Below are 24441 nucleotides of genomic sequence, written 5' to 3'. Positions count from 1 at the left end.
ACACGTCCAGGCGCCTAATTTGAACTCATCTTTAGGAAAAACCATTTTTATCAATTTGTTCAGCTAACTCTGTTTTTCTTGCTGCATGCGAAATATGTATTGGAGTTTGCGCTCCCTCGCTTCCATCCGCTCGGATAATTTCGTTCGAAGTTGAGCCGTTCGGTATAACTGGTTGATGAACGATTTGCAGGAAACATCGAGGGATATGCTTTTTCCGTTGCGGAAATAAACGATGGTCCGCTCATATTTGGCAGGCTCATACCGATAGACGTGCATGTGCGAGAGCCAAACGCAGCGGGAGTCACGCGGAGAGGCGGTTGGAAATACGTAAATTTCATTGGACGGTTCAATGGCGATCGGCGCTTTATGAGTGATGCCAATGACGGCTTTCGTTCCTTCTTTCCTTCCTTGAAAGCTGCTTCCGTAGTAATCGCAACTATGTTTAATAATGTCAATCGGCGTTTGTTTGATGATATATTCGCCGTCCTCTTCAATGACTTTCGCATACACATCGCTGTTTAAAAAGTATGGGAGAACCGCCATCGTATAACGGCTTACGATGAATTGTTCCAATACAATGAATTCATTGACTTTCATCCGTTCGTCTCCTCCCTTAATCAACTCGCTCACTACTCCTATCATACCATCAGTAGTTATTTTTTTCTATATTTTGCAAAAAATCTAATAAAAAAACCCATGACAATCGTCATGGGTGTTCTAGGAGTTTTCGAACGTTTGGCCGATTTCTTTGGACGCTAAATATTCATTCGCCTGTTCCAACGCGGTATGCTCGCCGACCGAGTCGCCAGCATACGTCTCTTCATTCATCGACCATTGCTCAACATGAAGATCCGTACTGACGCGAAACTCGGCAGGCATCAGCTCCGGCAGATCGCCTTGATTCTTTTCCATTACATCGCCTCCTTGTACTCCATAGGATGCGTCATTTTTTTCCTTATTATGCGATGGAAGCAAGGAGGCTCTTCGTCTCAAACAAAAAACGCCCGGCCAAGCCGGGCGTCTCTTTGCTGGTGATCGGCATTAGATGGCTGTAAACTGTTCTTCTTCGGTCGATCCTTTCAAAGCGACTGTTGACGATTGGCCGCCGGAGATCACTTGGGCGACTTCGTCGAAATAGCCCGTGCCGACTTCGCGCTGATGGCGCGTCGCCGTGTATCCGTACTTCTCGGCGGCAAATTCCGCTTGCTGCAGCTCGGCGTACGCCGCCATGCCGCGTTCTTTGTAGCCGCGCGCCAGTTCGAACATGCTGTAATTGAGCGCATGGAAGCCAGCCAAAGTGACAAATTGGAACTTGTATCCCATTTTGCCGAGCTCTTGCTGGAATTTGGCGATCGTTTCATCGTCCAATTTTTTCTTCCAGTTGAACGACGGCGAGCAGTTGTACGCCAGCAGCTTGCCGGGGAATTTCTCATGGATCGCTTCGGCAAACCGGCGCGCCTCATCCAAATTCGGCTCGCTCGTCTCACACCAAATGAGGTCGGCATACGGCGCATAGGCAAGCCCGCGGGCGATCGCTTGATCCAAACCGGCTCTTGTGCGATAGAAGCCTTCCGGTGTCCGTTCTCCAGTGATAAACGCTTGATCGCGCGGGTCGATGTCGCTTGTGATCAAGTCAGCAGCGTTCGCGTCGGTGCGTGCGATGAGCACCGTCGGAACCCCCATGACATCGGCGGCCAACCGCGCCGCAATCAAGTTGCGAATCGCCGTTTGCGTCGGCAAAAGCACTTTGCCGCCTAAATGGCCGCATTTTTTCTCCGATGACAGCTGGTCTTCAAAATGGACGCCAGCCGCTCCGGCTTCAATCATTGCCTTCATGAGCTCAAAGACGTTCAGTTGGCCTCCGAACCCCGCCTCAGCGTCAGCGACGATCGGCACAAAGTAGTCCACGTCCCCGCTGCCTTCTAAGTATTGAATTTGATCCGCGCGCTGCAACGCTTGATTGATTCGCTTGACGACATGCGGAACGCTGTTGGACGGATACAGGCTTTGGTCCGGATACATCTGTCCGGCGAGGTTGGCGTCGGCCGCCACTTGCCAGCCGCTTAAATAAATCGCCTTCAAGCCTGCTTTCACTTGCTGCACCGCCTGATTTCCGGTCAGCGCGCCAAGGGCCGCGACGTAATCCTCTGTATGAAGCAGCTTCCATAATTTTTCCGCCCCGCGTCGAGCGAGCGTATACTCGATGTCAAGCGAGCCGCGCAGTTTAATGACATCCTCAGCGCTGTACGGACGAACGATCCCTTTCCAGCGCTCCTCATTTTTCCAACTTTCTTCTAATTGCCGGACACGTTCAGCAAATGACGCCATTTTTCCTTCCCCCATCTCTCTTTGTTATATTACATTGTTTTTATTTACGTTTTTATTATATAACAGAAAAACGAAAGTGCAAGCCTTTTTTTGAAACTTTTTTTAATTAGGAAAATAGTCGCATATTGTTCATAAACATCGCGATTTTTTCGCTAATTTTTTTGATATGATCATATTGAGGAGTGATGAATGGTGAAAAAATGGTATACGTTAGCTGCCTCTCTTGTCATCATCGGCATCAGCGTCGGCATCCTGTACTTTGCTGTCTACCAGCCATCAACGATGCGGCTTCCAAATGACGTGACGATGGAAACAGCATGGGGAAAATCATACGAGTTTGGCGACCTTCCGCCGAAAGTGAGGCTTGTCGAGTTTATTTATACAAACTGTCCGGATGTTTGTCCGAATACGACAGCGCAAATGGCAAAACTGCGCGATCGCCTAAAACAAGCCGGGGTATTTGGAAGCAAGGTGGAATTCATCACGATCACGATCGACCCGGCGCGCGATACGAATGAAAAGCTGCAGACATATGCCAATGCGTTTGGAGTCATGAGCGACGGACAAGGTTGGGTGTTTTTGCGCGGCAGTGAAGCGGACACGAAAAAAGTAGCGGACGCCTTCCACTTTCAATACCGCGACCCGGGCAACGGCATGATCGTACACACGACGCTCGCCTACTTGCTTGGCCGCAACGGTCGTGTCGTCAAACAAATCGGCATGGGGACATCTCGATTTCATGTCGATGAGGTATACGAGGCGATTATGGAGGAATTGTCATAACCATGCAGCAAGTTTGCATACCTGTCGCAAAAGGAAAAGAGGAAGCAATGTCCGCTTCCCTTTTTAAACAAATAACGAATACAGGCTGAGCGCTGCAACCGCCGCAAGCACGACGATCATGACGTTGGCCCCAAGCCAAGCTGTGATGACGGCCGCCGCAAAACCGATGACACCGAACCAAAAATCATCTTGGATGAAAAAAACGTCAGGAATAATGAGCGCCCCGAGCACCGCATACGGCACATTTTTCAGCACTCCTTGCCAAAACGACGGCAGCTCGACGCCGCCGAGCAACACAAACGGCAACAGGCGCGGCAAATACGTCACGACCCCCATGCCGATGATCATCCATACGATTGTGCTATTCACCGCCGTTTCCCCCTTCCTTCGTCAGCCATTGAACGATGATGGCCGACAACAATGTAGCCAAAACGATCGACCAGCCTTTCGACAAGTGAAGAGCAAACGTGCCGATCGAGTTGAATAAAGCCGACAGCCCCGCCAGCCAGACGATTTTCCGCTGCTTTTTCAACGCTGGAACGAGCAGGCCGATAAACATGGCATACAAGGCAATGGACATACTTTCTTGCAAACTTTCCGGCAAACCGGCCCCAGCGGCATAACCAATGCCCGAGTTGACGACCCAACTGCCATACGCCATGGCAATGAGCCCAAACATATACGAGGCGTTGATCGTTCCTTCTTTCATCGCCGCCACCGAAAACGTTTCATCTGTAATGCCAAAGGCGTACAACGCTTTTTTCCAAAGCGCGTCCGGCTCAGCCTTTTCATTAAGGGACGCCGACATTAAAAAATGGCGAATGTTTAATATGAATGTCGTCAACACGATTTCAAACACCCCAGTGCCAGCGGTAAGCAGACTTAACGCGATATATTGCGAGGCGCCGGCGAAGACGACGATGCTCATGAGCACAGTCTCGGCGAACGTCAGTCCGGTTGTTTTGGCGAGCAGCCCAAACGCCAGCGCGATCGGCATATAGCCGATGGCGATCGCCACCCCCGCTTGCACTCCTTGGCGAAACGGCGCCATCTTGCCGGCTGCCCATGTCGTTTCCATCCATTCATCCCCTCCATTTGACTAGATTGATAACTTTATTATCTAAAAATTCCTTTCGTTTCGCAACCCGAACGTCCATCCATTGTTTCTGCTCACGCCAAACACGAGACAAACGCAGAGAGAGACCAATCTATGATATAATCAAACTGATTCATGATTGATGGCAACAGAAAAGGAGTGCACGTCCATGTCAGTGAAACCGTATGTATTAACCGACCGCGGCATTTTCCGTTATGAACAAGTCACGTACCCGATGGAAGAGCGCGGCTTGCAATTCGGTGATGGCGTCTACGAAGTCGTCCGCTTATATAACGGGATATACGTTTGGCTTCGCGAGCATCTTGACCGGCTGTACCGTTCAGCGGCCGCCATTCGCCTATCCGTTCCGTTTGGCTGCGAAGAGCTCATCGAACAGCTTGAGGAGCTTCGCCGCCTCAACGATGTGCAGGAAGATGCGATTTTGTATTTGCAAATGACGCGCGGCAGCTTCCCGCGCAACCATGCGTTTCCGGCGGAAAACCGGCCGAACTTGTACGCCTACATCCAGCCGATGGCGCGGAAAACCGAGGAAATGACACATGGGGTGCGCACGATTTTGACGAAAGATGTCCGCTGGGAATACTGTTACATTAAAAGCTTGAACTTATTGCCCAACGTATTGGCTAAACAAGAAGCGGTTGAGCGCGGAGCGTTTGAAGCGATTTTGCATCGCGACGGCGTCGTAACCGAAGGCAGCTCGTCAAACATTTTCCTTGTCAAAAATGAAACGGTGTACACCCATCCGGCCACCGCACGGATTTTAAACGGCATCGTCCGCACGAAAGTGAAGCAGTTTTGCGCTGAGCTTGGCATTCCATTTGTCGAAGAAGCGTTTTCCACCAACGACCTTGCGGAGGCGGACGAACTGTTTTTAACGAGCACGACGTCAGCGATTATCCCGATTATTCAAGTCGACGAAACGGTGATCCGAAGCGGCGCGCCAGGGGCGGTGACGAAGGCGCTGCAAGCCGCCTACCGACAAGCGACGCAGCGAGAAACCCAAAATATCTGACCGGCCGGCCGAACAGAAGAGGTGTCCCCTAGCCAAAGAAGGACACCTCATTTCGTTTATGAGCTGAGCACGGCGCGGTCGCTCGCAAACTGGCTGCCGCGGATGCGTTGGAATGCCTCAAGCAGCCGCTCGACCGTCAGCTCCTCTTTCTCCTTTCCTTCTGCGGCAAAAATGATTTGCCCGCCATCCATCATGATCAACCGGTTGCCAAGGCGAATCGCCTGCTCCATGTTGTGCGTCACCATGAGCGTCGTCAGGCGGTGCTGCTCAACAATTTGCTTCGTCAACTCCGTGACCAACTCCGCCCGCGCCGGATCAAGGGCGGCGGTATGTTCATCGAGCAACAGCACATCCGGTTTTGTAAACGTCGCCATCAACAAGGAAAGCGCCTGCCGCTCCCCGCCGGAAAGAAGTCCGACTTTGGCGGCGAGCCGGTCTTCAAGCCCTAAATGAAGCGTTCGCAACGTTTCCCGAAACCACTCGCGCTTTTGCTTCGTGACGCCAAGACTTAACGTGCGCCGCTTCGTCCGGTTGTAGGCGAGCGCCAAATTTTCCTCAATCGTCATATGCGGGGCGGTGCCGGCCATCGGGTCTTGAAAGACGCGGCCGATGTAGCGGGCGCGCGCATGCTCCTTGAGCGCGGTTACATCGCAGCCGTTGATCCACACTTCGCCGGTATCAGGAGACAGCCGTCCGGAAATGATGTTCATGAGCGTAGACTTGCCGGCGCCGTTGCTGCCGATGACGGTGACGAAATCGCCGGGGGCAAGCGTCAGATCAATGCCGCGCAAAGCGATTTTCTCGTCAGCCGTTCCTTCGTTAAACACTTTTGTAATTCGTTTCAGCTCCAGCAACGGTTTCCCCCCTCTCCAACTGCCGCACCCTCCGCTTTTTCCGCTGCCGTTCTTTTTGCGCCGCCAACGTGTTGGGCACGACGAGCGCCAGCATGACAATGAGCGCGGTAATCAATTTCACATCGCCCGTCTCCAAAAACTCGACGCGCAAAGCGAGCGCCAAAATAAGACGGTAGACGATGGCGCCGCCGATGACCGCCCACGTCGCGCGTGCGACCGAACGGGCGCCAAACAACGCCTCCCCGATGATGACGGAAGCGAGCCCAATGACGATCATCCCGATTCCCATCCCGACGTCGCTGAATCCGCCATACTGGGCGACGAGCGCTCCGGAAAGCGCCACGAGCGCGTTCGACAGCCCAAGGCCAAACACGATCAACCAATCGGTGTTGGCGGAAAAGCTCGCCACCATCGGCTTGTTGTCTCCAGTTGCCCGCAAGGCGATCCCCACTTCTGTTTTCAGCAGCCAATCCAACAGCCCTTTGACCATTAGCGCGACAATCGCCATTGACACAAGCACCGCCCATGTCCGCGGCGCAAAACCGGTGAAGGAAACGAGTCGGTTGAGCGCCGCATCCAATCCGGCTTGCCGCCAGGCGGCTGTGATTTTTGTGATGACCGTTTCCTGCTGCAACAGCGGAACGTTCGATTTGCCCATAATGCGCAAATTGACCGAATACAAAGCGATCATCATTAAAATGCCGGATAACAGTGGATTGATTTTCCCTTTCGTATGCAAAAGCCCAGTCAACACCCCGGCGGCAAAGCCGGCCAAAAGCGCCGCGGCTGAGGCGGCAAACGGATTGGCTCCATTGACAATCAGCACGGCGGCGACGGACGCGCCGGTGACGAAGCTGCCGTCAACCGTCAGATCGGGAAAATCCAAAATGCGAAACGATAAATAGACGCCGAGCGCCATCACGGCGTAAATCAAGCCGGCTTCGACGGAACTGAACATCGCTGTCCACACAACTTTTCACCTACCTTTTCGGAAACACACCAAAGGCGCATGTGACACGTTGAGTGCCAAAACGCACTTTTCCCTACTTTTTTGGCCCCCCTCCTTCATCGAAGGAGGGACGGCCGCTTATTCAATATATTCCGCAATGGAATCCCATTCCGGATTGAGCTTGATGCCCATTTCTTGCGCTGCTTTTTTGTTGATGACAAGCTTCAATTTTTGTGGATATTGCACCGGCAAATCGGCTGGCTTTTTGCCGTCTTGCAAAATTTGCGCCGCCATTTCCCCCGCTTCGTAGCCGATGTCATAATAGTCGAACCCGTACGCCGCAAAACCGCCGCGCTTGACGGAATCCAGTTCACCAACAAAAAGCGGAATGTCGTGTTCATTCGCCACCTGGATCACCGACTCGAGCGCCGAGACGACCGTGTTGTCGGTGATGATGTACAGACAATCGACTTTGCCGACGAGCGACTCGGTCGCCTGCTTCACCTCTGCTGATGTCGATACTGATGCAGGAACGATTTGCAAGTCCGTTCCTTGCATCGCCTTTTTCACCTGTTCGATTTGAGCGACTGAGTTTTGTTCGCCGGCGTTATATACCATGCCGACACGGTTGCCTTTGATATATTTGTCAATAAACTGCACCGTTTTCGGAATGGCCTCCGGGTGCGTATCGGTCGTTCCCGTCACATTGCCGCCCGGTTTTTCCATTGATTGGACAAGCTGTGCGCCGACTGGGTCAGTCACCGAAGTGAACACGATTGGAATGTCTTTTGTCGCATTGAGCGCCGCCTGCGCGCTTGGCGTTGAGTTGGCAAAAATCAAGTCGACGCCGTCCGAAACAAAATTATTGGCGATCGTTTGGTTGTTGCTTTGGTCGCCTTGGGCGATTTGCACGTCATACTCAACGGACAGCCCTTTGTCTTTTAACGCCTGCCGGAATCCCTTGCGCGCCGCATCGAGCGATGGATGCTCGACAATTTGCGTCACGCCGATTTTGTACGTCTTTTCTTTCCCGCTCTTCCCGCCGCTTCCCTGGCTGCTTCCCGTCTCTTTCGCGCCGCCGCAGCCGCCAAGCAACAAAAAGCCGGCTGCACACACCGCGGCGAACCGCCGAATCGATTGGCCCATGATCCCATCCCCCTATGTAGAGAAGTTTAGTCCTTTTAAACTTTTATGTGTTAAATTATATAAATTTATCTACTTGTTTTCAATATACTATTCAAAAAAAAGAAAAGGTGCTGAAAATTCAGCACCATCAAGCATGGGAAGACGCGAGCCGCTCTTTTAACGCTCTTCGCAAAATTTTTCCTGTCGCATTTTTCGGCAGCTCGTCCAAAAAGTCAATCGCGCTCGGCACTTTATATTTTGCCAACCGCTCACGGCAGTAAGCAATGAGCTCTGCTTCCGTCAACTCCGGATTTTTCGCGACGACATACGCCCGCACCGCCTCTCCGTAATCCGGGTCCGGCACGCCGATCACCGCGGCTTCAACGACATCCGGATGGCTGTACAGCACTTCTTCGACTTCGCGTGGATACACGTTGTAGCCGCCGACGATAATCATCTCTTTCTTTCGGTCGACGATGTAGAAATAGCCGTCCTCGTCCATGCGCGCCAAATCACCGGTGTGCAGCCAGCCGTCGCGCAAGGCGGCCGAGGTCTCTTCAGGCATTTTGTAGTACCCTTTCATGACGTTCGGCCCGCGAACGACAAGCTCGCCAACTTCGCCGACGGGCACTTCTTCTCCGTATTCGTTGACGACCTTATTTTCAACGTTTTTAATGTTCGTTCCAATCGAACCAGGCTTGCGCGGCCGATCGAGCGGATTAAAGCAGGTGACAGGGGACGCCTCCGAAAGCCCATATCCTTCCGAAATGATGACGTTGAACTTTTTCTCAAAGTTTTCAAGCAAAGCGACCGGCATTGAAGCGCCTCCTGAGATGCAAAGGCGGAGCGTCCGCAAATCGTCCGCGCTTCCACCTTCGTACTGATAAAGGAAATTGTACATCGTCGGCACGCCGGCAAAAATCGTCGCTTTTTCCTCTCGGGCTAGCTGAAACAACTTTGCTGGGCTGAACTTTGGCATGATGAGCACCGTTCCGCCGTTCATCAGCGGGGCATTGAGCGCCACGGTCAAGCAAAAGACATGAAACATCGGCAACGCGGCGATGACGCGATCGTTTTCATTGATGCCTAAATAATCAGCCGTATCTTGCGCATTGCTGTATATGTTTTTATGAGTGAGCATCGCCCCTTTCGGCTTGCCGGTCGTCCCCGATGTGTACAAAATGACGGCGACATCGTCATCACCCAGTTCAGGTCCGGTAAAGTCCGGGCTGCCGTCCGCCAACACTTCTGCAAACGATTTCATCCCTTCCGACAGCGAAACACCTTTCTCCTTCCCTTCCGGCGTTTCACAAACGATCGCATGCTCGAGCAGCGGAAGCCGCTTCTTCGCCTCCACAAACAACGGAGCGAGCAAGTCGAGGCCGATCACCGCCTTGACGTCGCCGTTGTGCAAAATATAAGAAATTTCCTCGGGCGTGTAAATGGGATTGATCGGAATGACGGTCGCCCCAAGCCGCAACGCCCCGTACAAGCCGATGACAAACTGCGGCGAGTTGCCAAGCAACAAGGCGATATGGTCGCCTCGGCGAACGCCAAGCCGCGCCAACCCGTCGGCAAATCGGGAAATGGCTTCGTCCAATTGTTGATACGTGCACCGCTCTTTCATGAACACATACGCTTCCTTGTCCGGCAACTGCTTAGCGATTTGCGCCAACCGCGTCGTTACGTTCATATACGCTCCTCCCCCAAAATGAATGAATGACCATTCATTTTATAAGTAAAAAAATTCGAACTATATTTATTATAAAAAAAAGAACAGCAAAGGGCAAGGGAAAGCGTTTCCTTTGCTGTTCTCTCTTATTTTGGCCTATTGCGCCCATATTAGGCCGGTGTGGGCGAGGCGGATGACACCGCAAAACGTCCGGCCAGCCTCCTCAACCAGCTGCTCGTGCCGGCCAACGTGTGGCAAATGCGTCAACCATAATTCTCCGACACGTGCTCCCTCCGCGATGGCCGCCGCCTCCTCGCTCGTCATATGCCCAGCCGGCGCCGCGTTTTGCCCAGCGTAAAAGTTGCACTCGCAAATGAGCAAGTCGGCTCCTTTGGCAAACGGAAGAAACTCCGGTATATAGCTTGAATCGGCCGTATAAACAACCGTCTTGCCGCCGGCAGTAATGCGCATCGCGTAGCATGGCACCGGATGGACTGTTTTCATAAATGTGATCGAAAACGGCCCGACAGCCAGCGTCCCATTCGGGTCATAGGCAATTCCTTCCGTAATGCCGCTGTGCGTCAAGCGGGAAAACGCCGCCTCGTCTTCCACATGGCCGTAAATCGGCAAGACGGGAAGGTCAGCTCCCAAATTTTTATGAATGAGACGCGCGTATTGGAGCGGGCCGATGTCGGCGATATGGTCGTAATGATAATGGGAGATGATGACCGCATCTAAGTTTTCCACAGCCGTATAGTTTTGCAGCTTGGCAAGCGCCCCGCTGCCGCAATCAACGAGCAGGCAAAATCCATCATGCTCGAACAAATACGCCGATGTCGCTTCATTGGCGGCAGGGAATCCTCCCCAATAGCCGATGACCGTCACTTTCATTTTCGGTTCTCTCCTTCCATTCGTTTTGTCTTCATCATACACAACCGCGCCTATTTTTTCATCTTTGTTGATTTTTGTTTTAAAACACCTATTGACATTTTGTTGTGTGTTATAATACAATAAAATTACCAAGACAACGGAGGGGATCGGAATGTTGATGAAAGTGTTGGAATTTTTCAGAAACTTACCGCCAAAAAAATGTCTGCACTGCGGCAAAGAGATTGACGAGCAGCATGAATGCTACGGCAACACGTGCTCTGATTGCCTTGGCGCCGCTTACCGCCAATAGGTGAGCGGACGCTGCCCTTGCGTCACGTTCGCCGGCTGCCCCGCCGGCGTTTGGCTGTTCCCCAATGCAGCCTGCCTTTTCTCTTGACTGCCTCCAGCTAAGAGGCATTTTTTTTTGCCAATCTCAGGGGCGCCATCACACACAACGTTCTAATGGCGGCCCATCCGCAAAAAGCAATCCCTCGTCCTAGAAAATGGTTTTAATTCCATCTGTTGTTTGATTCCGATATTGGCCAATGCAAAAAGGCGTCCCAATCTTTTTAGGACGCCTTCGAGACGGCATGGTTCAATCATCACGTTTGAGCCGCTGTTTCCGTCCATACCGCATAACGGCGGCGATACCGAAGGAGAAAATACACGAGCGTCGCCAAGGCAAAGACCGCGGCTGTCGCAAGCAATATCGCAGCTTCCTTCCACATGACCAAGAAATCGCCGCTTGAAATGACTGCTCGCAACCCACGGATCGCATGGGTCATCGGCAGCCACGGATGAAGCGACTGCAACGCACCCGGAACGAGCTCAATCGGATACGTGCCGGCGCTTCCAACTAGCTGGGCAATCAATAGCAAAATGGCAAGAAACCGGCCTGGGTTGTCAAACACGGTGACAAGGAATTGAACAATCATCATAAACGTTATGCTGATGATCCAAGTGAACAAATGCCAAGCAAATTCGGGCGGAGCACGATGGCCCGCAGCTCTTTTCGCAGCATATGGCGCTCCCTCCTTTGTACAGATGACCAAATTGTCCGCATGGTCAATTTCCAACAAAAAAAGAGGATCATCTATCTCGACAATCCTTGCAAAAAATAGAGCGTAAACAATTCAGCAATTTGTTCTTTTGTCAACGGTTCATGATCTTTTTCCCAATCGACGATCAAGGCGATGTACGTCTTGAGCATCAAAAATGCCGTAATTTCCGAATTGCACGGACGAATCTCCCCTTTTTCCACCGCCGCATCAATTTTTTGCCGAATGAACTCGACCATTGCCCGGTCCAGTTTGGCAAGCACTTCTTGCACCGCCGCCGTACCGATATTGCGCACTTCTTGAAGCAGCTTCGCCGTCAGCTGATGGCGCTGGCGAAATTCCAAAATGCGGTACAAGGCGCGGTGGACGTTTTCGGAAAACGGCAGTGACGAGTCCATCGCCAGCTCCGCTTCCGCCTTGATTTCCATAATCAATCCGGAGACGATTTCATCAAGCAGTTCCTCTTTGCTTTTAAAAAACGTATAGATCGTCCCCTTGCCGACGTTGGCGAGCTTGGCGATCTGCTCCATCGTCGTCGCCTTGTAGCCAAAGGCAGCAAACGATTGGGCCGCCGCTTCGATGATTTGCCGTTTGCGGTCGCTTGCCATACTCCTCATCCTTCAAATTGACTAAATGAACAATTTGGTCAACCCGTATCCATTATACTATCAAACAACATGGATGTAAAGGGCCGTCGCATTGGGGACGGAATTTCTTCCTGCTCCCTCATCCTTTCCAAGCAAATGGGTAGAAGCGCCGTTGAAGCTTCTCCCACGTTCTTTTCACATCCCTTTTGCAGCGGAAACCACTTCCACGAGCCAAAAGAGACAAACAGCCATCCGCTTCTTTTCGCTTCAACCGGCTGGCGGCCGCACCGACGTCCAAATGTGAGCGGCGAACGGACCAGGGCGTTGGAAAACCGTCGATTAACGGACGCTGCTGTACAGATCGGACGTCTGTTGAACTGGCGCTTGCTGCAAATACAGAAGCACGTCACGCACCGCTTTTTCGCCTTGGTCAATGCAATCCGGCAATCCGAGCCCTTCGTATGAGCTGCCGGCCAAAAACACCCCCGGCAGCGCATCGCCCATCTGCCGTTTAATGTGCGCCAGCCGCTCGCGGTGCCCGACCGTGTATTGCGGCATGGCCCGCTTCCAGCGCGAGATGACGGCGAACTCCGGTTGGCCGGCAATATTCATCACTTTATTTAAATCATCCAATACAACGCGGACGATCTCATCATCAGGTTGGTCGACGATCTCCTCATCGCCCGGGCGCCCGACGTAGCAGCGCAAGAGCGCCTTGCCAGGCGGCGCGGTGTGCGGCCATTTTTTATGCGTCCATGTGCACGCTGTCATCGTGTAATCGCTGCGGCGCGAAACGACAAACCCGGTGCCGTCAATGTCTTGGCGGATCGCCTCCTCCGGAAATGCGAGCGCCACCGTCGCCACCGACGTCAGCGGCACTGAACGGAACGGGGCGAAAAACGGATAGTCAGCGAACATGTCGGGCACAACATGATGCGGCGTTGTCACGATGATGCCGTCTGCCCCCCACACCTCTCCTGTGCTCAGTTGCAGCCGATACGCCGAATCGGTGCGAACGATCCGCTCGACACGCACCCCTTTGATAACGCTGCCCGGCTCAAGCCGTTTTTCCACTTCATCAACGAGCGACTGCAAGCCCGTTTTTAACGTCTGGAACGCCCCTTTCCGCTCTTTTTGCTCTTTCGGCGTCGTTCGTCTCGCTCCACGGACAAGGCTTCCGTATTTTTGCTCAAGCTGAAAAAACTGTGGAAACGTCGCCATTAGGCTCATCTCATCAATGTCGCCGGCGTAAATGCCGGAAAGCAGCGGTTCAATGAGATTGTCCACCACCTCATCGCCGAGGCGGCGGCGGAAGAAGCGGCCAAGCGGCATATCACCATCGACTTTCACCGGCGGCAGCACAAAGTCAAGCGCCGCCCGCAGCTTGCCGGCCGGGGAAAACAGTCCGGTCGTTAAAAACGGGGCGATGCGCGTCGGAATGCCCATCACCGCTCCGCCCGGAATTGGATAGAGTTTGCCGTTGACCAAAATGTACGATGTTCCGGTCGCGTTATGAACGATCTCATGTTCAAGGCCGACTTCCTTCACAAGGCGAAACGCGCTCGTTTTCCGCGCCAAAAACGAGTCTGGACCGCGTTCAATGACAAAACCGTCGCGGACGACCGTCTGCACTTTTCCGCCGAGCCGGTGCGTCGCCTCGACAAGTTTGCATGCAAGTGGGAGGCGTTGCTCTCGAATCGCTTTTTGCAAGTAGTAAGCAGCCGTCAAGCCGGTAATGCCGCCGCCAATGATGACGACCGTCCGTTGCCCTTCATTCATGTCGATCGCCTTCTTCCGCCCACCGCTTTAACACAACCGACGCCAATGCATCAATAAACAATGGATTCGTGTTGGGCATCTCCGGTCGGTAATAGCGGGCGCCGATCTCTTCCGTCACCTGTTTGCACTCAATGTCGTTGTCATACAACACTTCCAAATGGTCGGCGACAAAACCGACCGGCGCGTAAACGAACGACGTATAGCCGCGCTCTTCGTAAAGCTGGCGCGTCAAGTCTTGCACGTCCGGCCCAAGCCATGGTTCCGGCGTCTGACCGGCGCTTTGCCAGCCGACGGCATAGTGGGCGACGCCGGCTTGATCAGCAATTCGTTTCGCTGTATCTTCGAGCTGCGTTGGATACGGGTCACCGGCTTGAATAATTTTTTCCGGCAAACTATGTGCGGATACGATCAGCACAGCTCGCTCCCGCTCACGTTCCGGCATGGCGGCAAAAATCGCCCGCACTTGTTCTGCCCAATATTGCAAAAACTTCGGCTCGTCATACCATTGATCAATCGTGTAAATGGTCGGTCCGCCGAGTTTTTTTGCTGCCGCTTTCGCCCGCTCATTGTACGAGCGAATGCTGAATGTGGAATAATGAGGGGCTAGGACGATCCCAACCGCTTCTTTGATGCCGTCATCATGCATGCGCTCGACGGCATCCTCAATGAACGGCTCAATATGTTTGAGCCCTAAATACATGCGAAACTCGACTTCATCTTGCACTTCGTTCAGCCGCTCCTCGAGCCGTTTCGCCTGCTCTTCCGTAATTTTCGCAAGCGGCGACAACCCGCCGATCGCCCGGTAGCGCGCTTTTAAATCCTCGATTTGTTCTTGCGGCGGCTTGCGCCCATGGCGAATGTGCGTATAATACCGTTCAATATCATCTTCCCGGTACGGCGTTCCGTACGCCATCACGAGCAGCCCCGCTGTTTTTTTCACCATTGTGCCACCCCCTCGTTTAGTTCGTTGACGTATATTCGTGGATAAAAGCGGTCAGACGCTTCAGTGTCGCCGGCTGAACATCCGGAAAAATGCCGTGGCCTAAGTTGAAGATGTAGCCCGGCCGTTCCATCCCTTCGTCCAAAATGCGCTTCACCCGTTCTTCGATCACGTCCCACGGCGCAAGAAGCACCGCCGGATCCAAGTTGCCTTGAATCGCTTTCGCAATGCCTTGGCGGCGCGCTTCGCGAATCGACAGCCGCCAGTCAAGGCCGATGACATCAAGCGGCAAATCGTTCCACTCATGCACTAAGTGGCTGGCGCCGACGCCAAACATAATGAGCGGAGCCCCTTCTTCCCGCAAAGCGGCAAAAATGCGCGCCATCGCCGGCTTGATAAACGTCCGGTAATCGTCAGCACTAACGGCGCCAACCCAAGAATCAAAAATTTGCACAGCGCTTGCCCCTGCCCGAATTTGCGCCCGCACATAACGGATCGTCATCTCAGCGAGCTTGTCCATTAAGGCGAACCACGCTTTCGGTTCAGCATACATGAACGCTTTCGTCTTATGATAATTTTTTGACGGACCGCCTTCAATCATGTAGCTCGCCAACGTAAACGGCGCCCCGGCAAACCCGATGAGCGGCACATCCAACTGTTCGTTGACAAGGAGCCGAATCGTTTCAAACACATACGGCACATCATGTTCTGGATCAATCTCCCCAAGCCGCTCGACGTCTTGAAGCGAGCGAATCGGATTTGCGATCACCGGCCCGATGCCGCCCTGAATCTCGACGTTCACGCCAATGGCCGGCAGCGGTGTCATAATGTCTTTATATAAAATGGCGGCATCGACGCCATATTGCTCAACGGGAAGTCTGGTGACGTACGCGCAAAGCTCCGGTTGATGCGTAATTTCAAACAGCGAATATTTTTCTTTCAGCGCCCGATACTCCGGCTGCGACCGTCCGGCTTGCCGCATATACCAAACCGGCACGTACGATGTTTGTTCGCCGCGGCAGGCGCGCAAAAATGTATCATTGATCTGTCTAGCCATCTCCATCCGCCTTTCTTTCCTCACAATCCCGTCAATGGTTTCGCCTTTTCTTGCCTTCAAACATTGCCTATCTCCTTTTCACTATACAGCTTTCCGTACCCAATGTATAGAGAAGAAGGCGAACTGTCAAAAAATCGACCGATTTTTAAGTCCATGCCCATTATAGCAAAAAAGCTGCCCCGGCCGCACGGGACAGCTTTCTGTTCAGATGAGAAACATGGCGACAACGGTCGTAACCACCAAGCCGACAGCAACAGGAATGAGGTTGCGGCGCGCCAGCTCAAACGGGTCAACCCCGCAGATCGCTGCGGCTGGAATGAGCGCCCACGGAACGAGCGTGCCGCCGCCGACCCAAATGGCGGCGATTTGGCCGAGCGCCGTCAACGTTGCCGTTCCGCCGCCGATCGCTACAGAAAACAAATGAGCGATCGAACCGGCGAGCGAGATGCCGGAAAACCCGGAGCCGTCAAGACCAGTAATCGCCCCGACGATCGTGAGCGTAACCGCCCCCACCTCATTGTTCAGCGGCACCGCATGAGCCAAGGCAACCCCTAAATCGTTGACGATGCCTTGCGATGCCTGTGGCAAATAGTCGCCGATGATTTTCACAAACCCCGCATCGCCAAGATAGAAAAACGCGGCGATCGGAATAACAGGGCCGAACACTTTAAACCCGAACTGAAACCCTTCAATAAAGTAATTTGTCACTTCCGCAAAACTTTCTTGCCGATGGGCGAGAACGGAGATGAGAATCAAAATGAAAATCGCTGTCCCACCAACCAAGGCGGTCGCTTCCCCGCCTTGCAACCGCAAATAAAACATCGCGATGACATCAAGGGCGAACAAAATCGGAATCAACAGCGCAAGCCATTTTTTCGTTTGTCCCGTCAGTAAATGACTTGTTTTCTCCAGCGTCGAATCGACCGTTGCAGCCATTTCCTCCTCCCCGCTTGCCAGTCGCCCTCGCTTCATGTCACGGCGCAGCAAGTAAAACGCCGTGACCGTTGTGACGGCCCCCATTACAAAAACAAGCGGCACACTGGCAGCGATGACATCGCCGACCGGCAGCCCGGCGGCATCGGCCGTTAATTTCGGCGCCCCTTGGATGATAAAATCGCCGGAAAGCGCGATGCCATGCCCGAACAAGTTCATCGCCATCGCCACTCCCAACGCCGGCAAGCCCACTCGGACCGCTGCCGGCAACAGAACTGCCCCCATGAGAGCAACAGCCGGAGACGGCCAGAAAAACCAAGAAATGATCATCATCAAAATTCCGATCGTCCAATACGCCCAAGCCGGCGTACGGATGAAACGGACAAACGGCGAAACCATGACATCATTGATGCCGGTGGCCGACAACACTTTGCTCATCGCCACAATAATAGAGATGACTAAAATCGTCGGCAATAGCTCCGTAATCGCGTAAATAAAGCTGTTAAACACTCCGCTGACCGCCGCGCTCAACGAATGGGTAGCGACCGCCGCCAATAAAAAGATGCCGGCAATGCAAATGAGCGATGTATCTTTGCGGGCGACCATAAACCCAATAATGAGCACGATGAACAGCAAGTAAATCCAGTGCAGCGCTACAAGCTCTACACCCATGAATCATTCCCCTTTCTTCCCAACTTCCAGCCCGACCCGCTGGACATGCGCCCAGGCCGGTGTACTACAGCATATGAAGCGGGAAAAAAGGTGTGAAAGCTTCGGCCATCCATTGAAAATGAAAAACGCCGGCGCCAGCACAAACAGCACTAGCGTCCGGCTTTCTGCCCACGTTGCAGGCGCACGTACCGCCCTGCCATCCAAAGCCCCCATATGTTTCCGCCAAGCCAAGTGGCGAGCCAAAGAAGGCGCGGGGAAACAGCCAACAGTACGAGATGGAATACCGTATTTTGCCCAATCAGCAGAATGGAAAGCAACCGAACCGCCGCAGCATCCGGTTGCGCCTGCGGCAACGGGTACAGCCGCGGCCATAGCGAATAGCGATGATGGGAAGGCAGCGCGGCCAATTGAACAGCGGTCGCGTAAAGAAACAAAAATGCGATGGCCGCCCGCCCGTATTGGTGATCGATCACAGCCAACATGAAGCCTCCAATCGCAGTGAGACGGACATACAGACCAGCATACCCGCCGGCGCGCAAAAACGTGCGGGCATACAAATGAAAAAACACATGCCGCTTGTCGTACGGAATCAAAGCGAGCAGCGAATCAAGCCAGCGCCGCCGCTTTGCCGCCTCCCTCCATTCCGGAACGTCGGTAAACAAGTTGGCCAGCCGGTAAAACGCCGTGGCCGCTCGCTGTTCTTCCACGATGATCCGTTCCCATTTCCATGTTTTCCCTCTCGTCAACCGTGACAAACAGATGGACAGAACGGCCATCAAACCGACCAAAACGACAAAAAATGGCCATGGGGCCGCAACCAGCACCAAATAAACGAACACCGCCGCTAGGATGAAACGCGTAAATGCGCCAAAGCGATGAAAAGACGGATCGGCGATGTAGCTTCCTTGCCAACTGGCCCATAAGCTCCATCCTTTGAAGCAGAAAAGACCGAACAAAAAAAGCGGCCATGACACCGGGGAAAAGCGAGCATGCAGTGGACCCGCCAACAGCAAAAGCAAAGAAAGGCCGTACGCCTGCCATAACCATGAGACGAAAAACGCCCGCTGAATATACGGACCGAGCCGTTCTTCCGCCGGCAATAAAAACACCGTATCCGCCTCGCGGAACAAGGTGCGCACCGATCCAGCGGCCGCCGCCCAGCCGAACACGACCGCCGCAATAGCCGGATACGGAAACGAGTCAGGAAGCGCCGCCGCCCAGCGCTCGTACATCACCGCTATGCCGCCAAGCACAATGATCAAACCGACGAGCAAATGGTCGTTGAACATATAGCGCAAGTAGCGGATCCGTTTTCGCCATTCCAATTGGAAACGCTGCTTCCAAAGACGGCGGGCGTCAATCATGGCGCATCGTCCTTTGTCAATTCGACGTACAGTTCATCAAGCGACGCCCCCCGCAGCCCGAACTGGCGGCGAATGTCATCGAGCGTCCCTTTGGCCTTGACGCGGCCGTTGTGCAAAATAACGAATGAGTCGCAATACCGCTCTGCCGTCGCTAAAATGTGCGTCGACAGCAAAATGCCCGCCCCCTTCGCTTTCTGTTCATTCATTCGCTCAAGCAGGGCGTGAATGGCAAGCGGATCGAGGCCGAGAAACGGCTCATCGATGATATAAAGCGGCGGTTCAAGCAAAAAGGCGCATACAATCATGACTTTTTGCTTCATTCCTTTCGAAAAATGAGCCGGAAACGAGGAAAGCCGCCGCTCCAATCGAAACTCGCGAAGCAGCGGCGGAAGGCGGCGTTCATACTCTGCTTCGCTCAACCCGTACGCCATCGCTGCTAGACGCAAATGTTCCTCAAGCGTCAATTCTTCATACAACACCGGCGTTTCCGGGATATAAGCAAACTGCCTTCGATACGTTTCCGGCCCGTCCGCAAGCCGATAGCCGTTAATGGAAATCGCGCCGCGGCGCGGTTCCATCAAGCCGATAATATGTTTGATCGTCGTGCTTTTGCCGGCTCCATTTAGGCCGATCAAGGCGACCATTTCGCCGCGGTCGACCACAAACGTCACGTCTTCAAGCACGTTTTGCGCCGTGTAGCCTCCGGATAGATCCTTCACTTCTAAAAGCGTCATCGTCCGCTCCCTTTCCGTTCTGGCCTTTGTCCCCATTGTACCAAACTATAGCCTCGCTTACCAAAAAAGATCACACCGTTCTTTTGCATAAACTCACTCAAGCCGGGCATGATAAATAGCGAAGAGGGGATGAGGAATCAAAAAGTTGATGAACGATCCATCCGAAATGGGGTGTTCGTCAAAGACACCGTTGTGAGCCGCAAAACGTTGTAAACGTTCCTAGGAAGCGACCATCGCATTCGTTGCTGGGAAGCAACGAGCCTGTCCAAAGGGGATGGTCACGTTGAACAAAGGAAGCGCTCACGCCGAACCAATTTTTGCTGCAAATGGGGTGTTCATCAAACGCACATTTGCTTGAATCATCCTCTCCCCTTTTCACCAACCGGGATGTAACCTGCGTTGCGGGATTACATCCCGGTTTTTTTATGGTAAAATGAAGAAAATAGGAAGGAAAGGGTGACCACAGTGAGCGATTGCATTTTTTGCAAAATCATTAACGGCGAATTGCCCGCGGCGAAAGTGTACGAAGACGACCATGTGCTCGCGTTTTTGGACATCAGCCAAGTGACAAAAGGGCATACGCTTGTCATCCCGAAAGTACATACGGAAAACATTTTCACCCTCACGTCGGAGGCGGCCGGCCAACTGTTTCGCGCAGTGCCGACGATTGCCAATGCACTCAGGCGAGCATTTTCCCCGGTCGGGCTCAACTTATTGAACAACAATGGCGAGCAAGCGGGGCAGACGGTGTTCCATTACCATCTTCACCTCATTCCACGCTACGGCAAAGGGGATGGGTTTGGCGCGGTCTGGAAGTCGCATGCAAGCGACTATACGCCCGCTGACCTGCAGGCGATCGCGGCCGCCATTCGCGAGCAGCTCGGCTGATCTCCCGTTGTTGAACAGCAGAAAGGTCAAGCCCACAAATAAAAAAACGGAAGCAGGGATGTTCTGCTTCCGTTTTTTTACTGTTTTCCTTGCTGCTCGATCACATCTTGCAAATCTTTGTCTTTGATCTCAACACCGGCATCTTTCACCAATTTGTCCACTTTTGACTGCATCGTCGCAGGATCAAGCTTGTTCCGTTTGACTTCAAACGCAATTTCGTCTTTCATTTCGTTGAACGACTTTTTCTTTTCTTTGTCCGTCACTTTAATGATATGGTAGCCGTAATCCGTTTTCACCGGATCGCTCACTTCGCCGACTTTCAGCTTATAGGCGGCTTCTTCAAACTCCTTGACCATTTTCCCTGGGCCAAACCAGCCTAAATCGCCGCCGTTGGACGCCGAGCCTGGATCTTGGGAGTATTCTTTGGCCAACTTGGCGAAATCCTCGCCTTTATCAAGCTTCGCCTTTACTTCTTTTGCTGTTTTTTCATCTTTGACCAAAATATGGCTGGCGCGAATTTTCGGCTTGTAGTTGTCATAATACTCCTTCAGCTCTTTCTCCGTCACTTTTATGTCTTCAACGGCCGCTTTCGTCCGCAGCAAATCGAGCTTGACCATTTCGCGGATCACTTTTTCTCCGTTCTGCTGCACGGCCAAATCATATTGCGTTCCATACGCTTCCTTGATTCGTTCGATTTCGCGGTCGATCTCTTCATCGGTTACCTTGTATTTTTTGCTCAACACTTTTTCGTCAATCAAATCACGAAGGACGGATTTGCCGACGCGCTCTTTCATCTCATTATAAAATTCGTCTTTCGTAATATTGCCGTTTTTCGTTTCCACAATCGCTTCCGAACCGTCGTTGCTGCAGGCCGACAAAGCCATGAGCGAAACGACGGCAGCGGCCATCATCCATTTTTTCATTCGCTTCACAACTCCTACATCTTTTTTCGATTGAATGTTCCCACGCTTTCAAGCGGCGCAGATCGAATGGCGCCCAAGCGCGCCCAAGAAACAACATGCTCGCCTCTTCAGCCACGACAATAACTATACCATATTTCCAATGAAAAAAAAACCTCTTTCCGCTTTAGTCATCCGCCCATAACATGCACGCTTGCCATACATATGATGAGGATGAAGCGCTCGACAGGCTTCTTCTTGCCGAAAGGGGGTGTTACGATGAGCGCACCTTATTCCGGAGGCTTTGCGTTGATTGTTGTGCTGTTTATTTTGCTAATCATTGTCGGCTGCGCCTGCGTCATCTACTAAACGAAAGAGGGTGCTCCCGCAAAAGGAGCACCCTTTTTTGCCGCCTTCCTTGAAACGAAGGGAGAGGCAACGACAATGGAACTCACTCCATCAAAAGAAAAACATAACAATCCCCGCATCAACCGTCAGAGCAGGGAAAAGTCATGTAAACAACACTTCAAAGTAAGAAGAGATTAATAAAATCGTAATAAGGACATTAATCGTGCGAAAAACCGCCGGCTGCTGCTCCTCCGGGATGTCACGCTGCGCGCAAAGCGAGTGTGTGAGCTGGTTGATAAAAAATAAGACCGTAACCGCCAGGAGGATGAAATAAAGCACCAAAACTGTTCCCCTCCTCTTTGATCTTCACCAAACGCCGCCCATGGCTTTAACTTTACATCGTTCATGGCTGGAAATCAATCATTTTTCTTTTTCCGGACACAAACCGATTTTTCTATTGGTGAATGCGCACAAATTCGGTAAAATATACGTAAAAACGGTCACATTTTCGTCACCAAAAGGAGCACGATATATGGAATCGTTGGAAAAGCGAGTGGCCAAGCTGGAATTTCACCAGTCTCTGCTGATGGAAATGATCGACGAAACGAAAAAACCATTTTATTCCCTCATCATCCGCGCGGATTTGACCAAAGAAGAAGTCGACGCCTTCTTGGCGTTTTGCCAAGAGCTTGCCGACCAATACGAACAGCAAAAAGCGGAAGGGTTGACAATTTTCACTCCCCTGCTCGTGCAGTTTGCTGGGATGCTTCATCCGAACCTTCCGCTGGAACAGACAGTTGACGCCCTTTTGGCCCAACAAATGTTTGTCCCGCTGATGACCGAGCTGAAAACGCTCATTCGCACCATCAGTTAGCCTGGCTGGCCAATTCTTTCTCGTGCTCTTCCGTTTTCGGCTTTCGCTTGACAAGTTTGCCGTCCTGCTCGATAAAATCTTCTTTAATGTTTTCAAACGACCGCTCAAAAATTTCCATGAAATCATCGCCATAAATGTTGCGGACGATGCACATCATTTCTAAAATTTCTGGAAACTTTCCGTACAACTCGCGCAACGGCAACGCCCCATTGAAAACGGCATTTTTCGTCGGGTCATACGTCTCCATCAGCTTCATCAACACTTCTTCTCCTTTTTCCGTCAACTCAATGTACGTATTGCGCTTGTCATCCTGTTTTTTGGAAAACGAAAGCAATCCTTTTTCTTCTAATTTCTTTGAGAAGTTGAACGCCGTCGACACATGCATCACACCGAACTTGGCGATTTCCGAAATCGAGGCTCCTTTGAAGTGGTAGGCGATCCATAAAATGTGATGTTCGTTAATGTTCAAGTCAAACGGCTTGATCCACCGCTGCCAATCTTTTTCAATCGATTTCCATAGCGCTTTGCTCAGCTGGGCAATTCGTTGGCTGAATAACATCGCCTCTTTGATGGAATAATGCTGTTCTGTCGCTTTCATCGTTCCACCCACTCTTCCCTCACCGTATTTTTTACTTTCCATTATATCAATAAAACAAAAAGGAATAAAGACAAAAGTATTTATTTTTATGATTTTTTTTGCATATTCATAGTAGTAAGCATAAGGCGCTTGGCGCATACAGGAGGAGAATGCCATGGTGTATATACAATGGCTGCTTATCGCTGTCGGATTCTTATTTTTCTGTCTTTTTATAAACGCATTTTTCGCCTTATGGAAAGCGCGGGCGTACCCGCCGAAAGCATTGCTGAAAGAACGGACTTTGCGCTATATTGGAATAGCGTTCATTTGCTTGCTCACCGCTTGGCTTCTCAGCTATGTCTAATACGCGTTAAAAACAAATGGAGCATAAGTATTTTTTTCCTACTCTCTCTTTGATAGCAAAAAACCCGACCAGCAATGATCGGGTTTTTCGCCGTCTACACGTGCGCTGTAACGTTCATCCGTCGGAAAATCGACGATGCGATCGGATAGATGATGGCCATCGCCACTGCGTTCAACGCCGCTGTCGGCAGCACGATGGTGACAAACAGCGCCGAAAACGTCGCTCCGCCCGGCAACCCGACAAGCAAGAGCGCCGCAGCCAAAAACACCCCGCCGGAAATGACCGTGCCGACTGCCGCCAGCACTGAAGCCCCAATGACCGTTTGGCTGTATGCTTTCATCAAAGTCGCTAGGGCAAACACGACAAAGGCGGTGATGATCTTATCGATCATATTCGGCAGCTGTCCGCCCGGGAACGTCGTCGTCATGGCTGAGATCAAGCCAGTGACGACGCCGACAAGGCCGACCGCTTTGACGTTTGGAAAAAGCAAAATCGCCAAAAACATCATCGCCAGCATCATATCCGGCTTCATTCCGAAAAACAACCCCGGAATGACCGCGTGCAACACGGCTCCGATTCCGACTAACAGCGCCATCGATACTAATGCTCTCACATTCATGCTCATCTCTCCTCATCTCTCCTCGTCTATATCTTTTG

At 52.2% G+C, this 24441-nt stretch carries 29 protein-coding genes; 7 read left to right on the top strand and 22 right to left on the bottom strand.

From position 1 onward, the window contains the following. Positions 1-63: 63 nt before the first annotated feature. From GT3570_RS03260 to aceA, 3 genes are all read right to left on the bottom strand, one after another. The gene (locus GT3570_RS03260; protein ID WP_014195018.1) at positions 64-597 is read right to left on the bottom strand and encodes a competence protein ComK; all 534 of its coding nucleotides are present in this window, start codon (positions 595-597) and stop codon (positions 64-66) included. Positions 598-717: 120 nt separating this feature from the next. After that, positions 718-912: a hypothetical protein gene (locus tag GT3570_RS03255; protein WP_011230180.1), complete on the bottom strand. Its 195-nt coding sequence runs from the start codon at positions 910-912 to the stop codon at positions 718-720. Between the two features lie 129 nt (positions 913-1041). After that, complete coding sequence (aceA, locus tag GT3570_RS03250; RefSeq protein WP_011230179.1) at positions 1042-2328, bottom strand: isocitrate lyase; 1287 nt, start codon at positions 2326-2328, stop codon at positions 1042-1044. A gap of 192 nt (positions 2329-2520) precedes the next feature. Between aceA and GT3570_RS03245 the strand changes: the two genes are divergently transcribed. Beyond that, entirely contained in the window at positions 2521-3111 is a 591-nt protein-coding gene (locus GT3570_RS03245; RefSeq protein WP_011230178.1) for an SCO family protein, read from the top strand. Between the two features lie 63 nt (positions 3112-3174). Here GT3570_RS03245 and GT3570_RS03240 read toward each other — a convergent pair whose 3' ends face one another. Next, positions 3175-3480, bottom strand: coding sequence for an AzlD domain-containing protein (locus GT3570_RS03240; RefSeq protein WP_011230177.1), 306 nt, complete (start codon positions 3478-3480; stop codon positions 3175-3177). Next, positions 3473-4189 (bottom strand): AzlC family ABC transporter permease, encoded by a 717-nt coding sequence (locus GT3570_RS03235; RefSeq protein ID WP_014195014.1) that lies wholly within the window; start codon positions 4187-4189, stop codon positions 3473-3475. Before GT3570_RS03235 ends, GT3570_RS03240 begins: the two co-directional genes overlap by 8 nt. 187 nt (positions 4190-4376) lie before the next feature. On the opposite strand from GT3570_RS03235, the gene dat reads away from it, so the two are divergent. Next, a complete protein-coding gene (gene dat / locus GT3570_RS03230; protein WP_011230175.1) occupies positions 4377-5240 on the top strand; it encodes a D-amino-acid transaminase in 864 nt (287 codons plus the stop codon). A 56-nt stretch (positions 5241-5296) separates the two neighbouring features. Here dat and GT3570_RS03225 read toward each other — a convergent pair whose 3' ends face one another. The 5 genes from GT3570_RS03225 to GT3570_RS03205 all read right to left on the bottom strand — a co-directional run bounded on the left by GT3570_RS03225 (position 5297) and on the right by GT3570_RS03205 (position 10731). Then, positions 5297-6094, bottom strand: coding sequence for an ABC transporter ATP-binding protein (locus tag GT3570_RS03225; protein WP_011230174.1), 798 nt, complete (start codon positions 6092-6094; stop codon positions 5297-5299). Beyond that, positions 6060-7052, bottom strand: a complete 993-nt coding sequence (locus tag GT3570_RS03220; protein WP_011230173.1) for an ABC transporter permease — start codon at positions 7050-7052, stop codon at positions 6060-6062. The genes GT3570_RS03225 and GT3570_RS03220 overlap by 35 nt, the downstream gene beginning before the upstream one ends. 129 nt (positions 7053-7181) lie before the next feature. Continuing rightward, positions 7182-8189, bottom strand: coding sequence for an ABC transporter substrate-binding protein (locus tag GT3570_RS03215; RefSeq protein WP_062898432.1), 1008 nt, complete (start codon positions 8187-8189; stop codon positions 7182-7184). A 127-nt stretch (positions 8190-8316) separates the two neighbouring features. Continuing rightward, the gene (locus GT3570_RS03210; protein ID WP_014195010.1) at positions 8317-9861 is read right to left on the bottom strand and encodes a fatty acid--CoA ligase family protein; all 1545 of its coding nucleotides are present in this window, start codon (positions 9859-9861) and stop codon (positions 8317-8319) included. A gap of 135 nt (positions 9862-9996) precedes the next feature. Next, positions 9997-10731 carry an MBL fold metallo-hydrolase gene (locus GT3570_RS03205; protein ID WP_062898431.1) on the bottom strand — a complete coding sequence of 245 codons (735 nt, stop codon included), beginning with the start codon at positions 10729-10731 and terminating at the stop codon, positions 9997-9999. A 151-nt stretch (positions 10732-10882) separates the two neighbouring features. On the opposite strand from GT3570_RS03205, the gene yhfH reads away from it, so the two are divergent. Next, positions 10883-11020, top strand: a complete 138-nt coding sequence (gene yhfH / locus GT3570_RS17725) for a protein YhfH (RefSeq protein ID WP_011230169.1) — start codon at positions 10883-10885, stop codon at positions 11018-11020. 292 nt (positions 11021-11312) lie between these two features. Here yhfH and GT3570_RS03200 read toward each other — a convergent pair whose 3' ends face one another. The 8 genes from GT3570_RS03200 to GT3570_RS03165 form a co-directional block, all read right to left on the bottom strand. After that, positions 11313-11645, bottom strand: a complete 333-nt coding sequence (locus GT3570_RS03200; RefSeq protein ID WP_235045609.1) for a YhgE/Pip family protein — start codon at positions 11643-11645, stop codon at positions 11313-11315. Positions 11646-11803: 158 nt separating this feature from the next. Next, positions 11804-12376, bottom strand: a complete 573-nt coding sequence (locus GT3570_RS03195; RefSeq protein ID WP_011230167.1) for a TetR/AcrR family transcriptional regulator — start codon at positions 12374-12376, stop codon at positions 11804-11806. 318 nt (positions 12377-12694) lie between these two features. Continuing rightward, positions 12695-14134, bottom strand: coding sequence for a protoporphyrinogen oxidase (hemY, locus tag GT3570_RS03190; RefSeq protein WP_011230166.1), 1440 nt, complete (start codon positions 14132-14134; stop codon positions 12695-12697). Further along, positions 14127-15077, bottom strand: coding sequence for a ferrochelatase (gene hemH, locus GT3570_RS03185; protein ID WP_011230165.1), 951 nt, complete (start codon positions 15075-15077; stop codon positions 14127-14129). The genes hemY and hemH overlap by 8 nt, the downstream gene beginning before the upstream one ends. A gap of 16 nt (positions 15078-15093) precedes the next feature. Then, entirely contained in the window at positions 15094-16131 is a 1038-nt protein-coding gene (gene hemE / locus GT3570_RS03180; RefSeq protein ID WP_025038854.1) for a uroporphyrinogen decarboxylase, read from the bottom strand. 204 nt (positions 16132-16335) lie between these two features. Next, positions 16336-17736: a hypothetical protein gene (locus tag GT3570_RS03175; RefSeq protein WP_021322513.1), complete on the bottom strand. Its 1401-nt coding sequence runs from the start codon at positions 17734-17736 to the stop codon at positions 16336-16338. 149 nt (positions 17737-17885) lie between these two features. Continuing rightward, on the bottom strand, positions 17886-19100 hold the full coding sequence (locus GT3570_RS03170) for an ABC transporter permease (protein ID WP_023633883.1): 1215 nt from the start codon (positions 19098-19100) through the stop codon (positions 17886-17888). Next, a complete protein-coding gene (locus tag GT3570_RS03165; RefSeq protein WP_011230161.1) occupies positions 19097-19834 on the bottom strand; it encodes an ABC transporter ATP-binding protein in 738 nt (245 codons plus the stop codon). Before GT3570_RS03165 ends, GT3570_RS03170 begins: the two co-directional genes overlap by 4 nt. 465 nt (positions 19835-20299) lie before the next feature. Between GT3570_RS03165 and GT3570_RS03160 the strand changes: the two genes are divergently transcribed. Continuing rightward, a complete protein-coding gene (locus GT3570_RS03160) occupies positions 20300-20722 on the top strand; it encodes an HIT family protein (RefSeq protein ID WP_014194996.1) in 423 nt (140 codons plus the stop codon). Between the two features lie 77 nt (positions 20723-20799). On the opposite strand, the gene GT3570_RS03155 is transcribed toward GT3570_RS03160, so the two are convergent. After that, a complete protein-coding gene (locus tag GT3570_RS03155) occupies positions 20800-21645 on the bottom strand; it encodes a peptidylprolyl isomerase (protein WP_021322512.1) in 846 nt (281 codons plus the stop codon). A 255-nt stretch (positions 21646-21900) separates the two neighbouring features. On the opposite strand from GT3570_RS03155, the gene GT3570_RS17720 reads away from it, so the two are divergent. Further along, positions 21901-21990 (top strand): YjcZ family sporulation protein, encoded by a 90-nt coding sequence (locus tag GT3570_RS17720; protein ID WP_021322511.1) that lies wholly within the window; start codon positions 21901-21903, stop codon positions 21988-21990. 141 nt (positions 21991-22131) lie between these two features. Here GT3570_RS17720 and GT3570_RS03150 read toward each other — a convergent pair whose 3' ends face one another. After that, a complete protein-coding gene (locus GT3570_RS03150; protein ID WP_011230158.1) occupies positions 22132-22311 on the bottom strand; it encodes a hypothetical protein in 180 nt (59 codons plus the stop codon). A 190-nt stretch (positions 22312-22501) separates the two neighbouring features. Here GT3570_RS03150 and GT3570_RS03145 point away from each other — a divergent pair, with 190 nt between their 5' ends. Next, positions 22502-22843 (top strand): YhaI family protein, encoded by a 342-nt coding sequence (locus GT3570_RS03145; RefSeq protein WP_011230157.1) that lies wholly within the window; start codon positions 22502-22504, stop codon positions 22841-22843. Here the strand turns inward: GT3570_RS03145 and GT3570_RS03140 are convergent. After that, complete coding sequence (locus tag GT3570_RS03140) at positions 22836-23441, bottom strand: HTH-type transcriptional regulator Hpr (RefSeq protein WP_171011198.1); 606 nt, start codon at positions 23439-23441, stop codon at positions 22836-22838. The two genes, GT3570_RS03145 and GT3570_RS03140, sit on opposite strands and share 8 nt — an antisense overlap. A 154-nt stretch (positions 23442-23595) precedes the next feature. Between GT3570_RS03140 and GT3570_RS03135 the strand changes: the two genes are divergently transcribed. Continuing rightward, complete coding sequence (locus GT3570_RS03135; RefSeq protein ID WP_013146234.1) at positions 23596-23784, top strand: membrane protein YhzF; 189 nt, start codon at positions 23596-23598, stop codon at positions 23782-23784. Between the two features lie 94 nt (positions 23785-23878). Here the strand turns inward: GT3570_RS03135 and GT3570_RS03130 are convergent, their stop codons facing one another. Then, positions 23879-24403: a tryptophan transporter gene (locus GT3570_RS03130; protein ID WP_011230154.1), complete on the bottom strand. Its 525-nt coding sequence runs from the start codon at positions 24401-24403 to the stop codon at positions 23879-23881. Positions 24404-24441: the final 38 nt, after the last annotated feature.

It is taken from the genome of Geobacillus thermoleovorans (assembly GCF_001610955.1).
GTDB classification, from domain to species: domain Bacteria; phylum Bacillota; class Bacilli; order Bacillales; family Anoxybacillaceae; genus Geobacillus; species Geobacillus thermoleovorans.
This window is presented reverse-complemented; position numbering and strand designations above follow the sequence as displayed.

Bases quoted from the DNA above. Each gene is read 5' to 3' on its own strand.
- GT3570_RS03260 (WP_014195018.1), bottom strand. From the start codon at position 597: ATGAAAGTCAATGAATTCATTGTATTGGAACAATTCATCGTAAGCCGT.
- GT3570_RS03255 (WP_011230180.1), bottom strand. From the start codon at position 912: ATGGAAAAGAATCAAGGCGATCTGCCGGAGCTGATGCCTGCCGAGTTT.
- aceA (WP_011230179.1), bottom strand. From the start codon at position 2,328: ATGGCGTCATTTGCTGAACGTGTCCGGCAATTAGAAGAAAGTTGGAAA.
- GT3570_RS03235 (WP_014195014.1), bottom strand. From the start codon at position 4,189: ATGGAAACGACATGGGCAGCCGGCAAGATGGCGCCGTTTCGCCAAGGA.
- dat (WP_011230175.1), top strand. From the start codon at position 4,377: ATGTCAGTGAAACCGTATGTATTAACCGACCGCGGCATTTTCCGTTAT.
- GT3570_RS03220 (WP_011230173.1), bottom strand. From the start codon at position 7,052: ATGTTCAGTTCCGTCGAAGCCGGCTTGATTTACGCCGTGATGGCGCTC.
- GT3570_RS03215 (WP_062898432.1), bottom strand. From the start codon at position 8,189: ATGGGCCAATCGATTCGGCGGTTCGCCGCGGTGTGTGCAGCCGGCTTT.
- GT3570_RS03210 (WP_014195010.1), bottom strand. From the start codon at position 9,861: ATGAACGTAACGACGCGGTTGGCGCAAATCGCTAAGCAGTTGCCGGAC.
- GT3570_RS03205 (WP_062898431.1), bottom strand. From the start codon at position 10,731: ATGAAAGTGACGGTCATCGGCTATTGGGGAGGATTCCCTGCCGCCAAT.
- yhfH (WP_011230169.1), top strand. From the start codon at position 10,883: ATGTTGATGAAAGTGTTGGAATTTTTCAGAAACTTACCGCCAAAAAAA.
- GT3570_RS03200 (WP_235045609.1), bottom strand. From the start codon at position 11,645: ATGATTGTTCAATTCCTTGTCACCGTGTTTGACAACCCAGGCCGGTTT.
- GT3570_RS03195 (WP_011230167.1), bottom strand. From the start codon at position 12,376: ATGGCAAGCGACCGCAAACGGCAAATCATCGAAGCGGCGGCCCAATCG.
- hemY (WP_011230166.1), bottom strand. From the start codon at position 14,134: ATGAATGAAGGGCAACGGACGGTCGTCATCATTGGCGGCGGCATTACC.
- hemH (WP_011230165.1), bottom strand. From the start codon at position 15,077: ATGGTGAAAAAAACAGCGGGGCTGCTCGTGATGGCGTACGGAACGCCG.
- hemE (WP_025038854.1), bottom strand. From the start codon at position 16,131: ATGGCTAGACAGATCAATGATACATTTTTGCGCGCCTGCCGCGGCGAA.
- GT3570_RS03175 (WP_021322513.1), bottom strand. From the start codon at position 17,736: ATGGGTGTAGAGCTTGTAGCGCTGCACTGGATTTACTTGCTGTTCATC.
- GT3570_RS03170 (WP_023633883.1), bottom strand. From the start codon at position 19,100: ATGATTGACGCCCGCCGTCTTTGGAAGCAGCGTTTCCAATTGGAATGG.
- GT3570_RS03165 (WP_011230161.1), bottom strand. From the start codon at position 19,834: ATGACGCTTTTAGAAGTGAAGGATCTATCCGGAGGCTACACGGCGCAA.
- GT3570_RS03155 (WP_021322512.1), bottom strand. From the start codon at position 21,645: ATGAAAAAATGGATGATGGCCGCTGCCGTCGTTTCGCTCATGGCTTTG.
- GT3570_RS17720 (WP_021322511.1), top strand. From the start codon at position 21,901: ATGAGCGCACCTTATTCCGGAGGCTTTGCGTTGATTGTTGTGCTGTTT.
- GT3570_RS03145 (WP_011230157.1), top strand. From the start codon at position 22,502: ATGGAATCGTTGGAAAAGCGAGTGGCCAAGCTGGAATTTCACCAGTCT.
- GT3570_RS03140 (WP_171011198.1), bottom strand. From the start codon at position 23,441: ATGAAAGCGACAGAACAGCATTATTCCATCAAAGAGGCGATGTTATTC.
- GT3570_RS03135 (WP_013146234.1), top strand. From the start codon at position 23,596: ATGGTGTATATACAATGGCTGCTTATCGCTGTCGGATTCTTATTTTTC.
- GT3570_RS03130 (WP_011230154.1), bottom strand. From the start codon at position 24,403: ATGAATGTGAGAGCATTAGTATCGATGGCGCTGTTAGTCGGAATCGGA.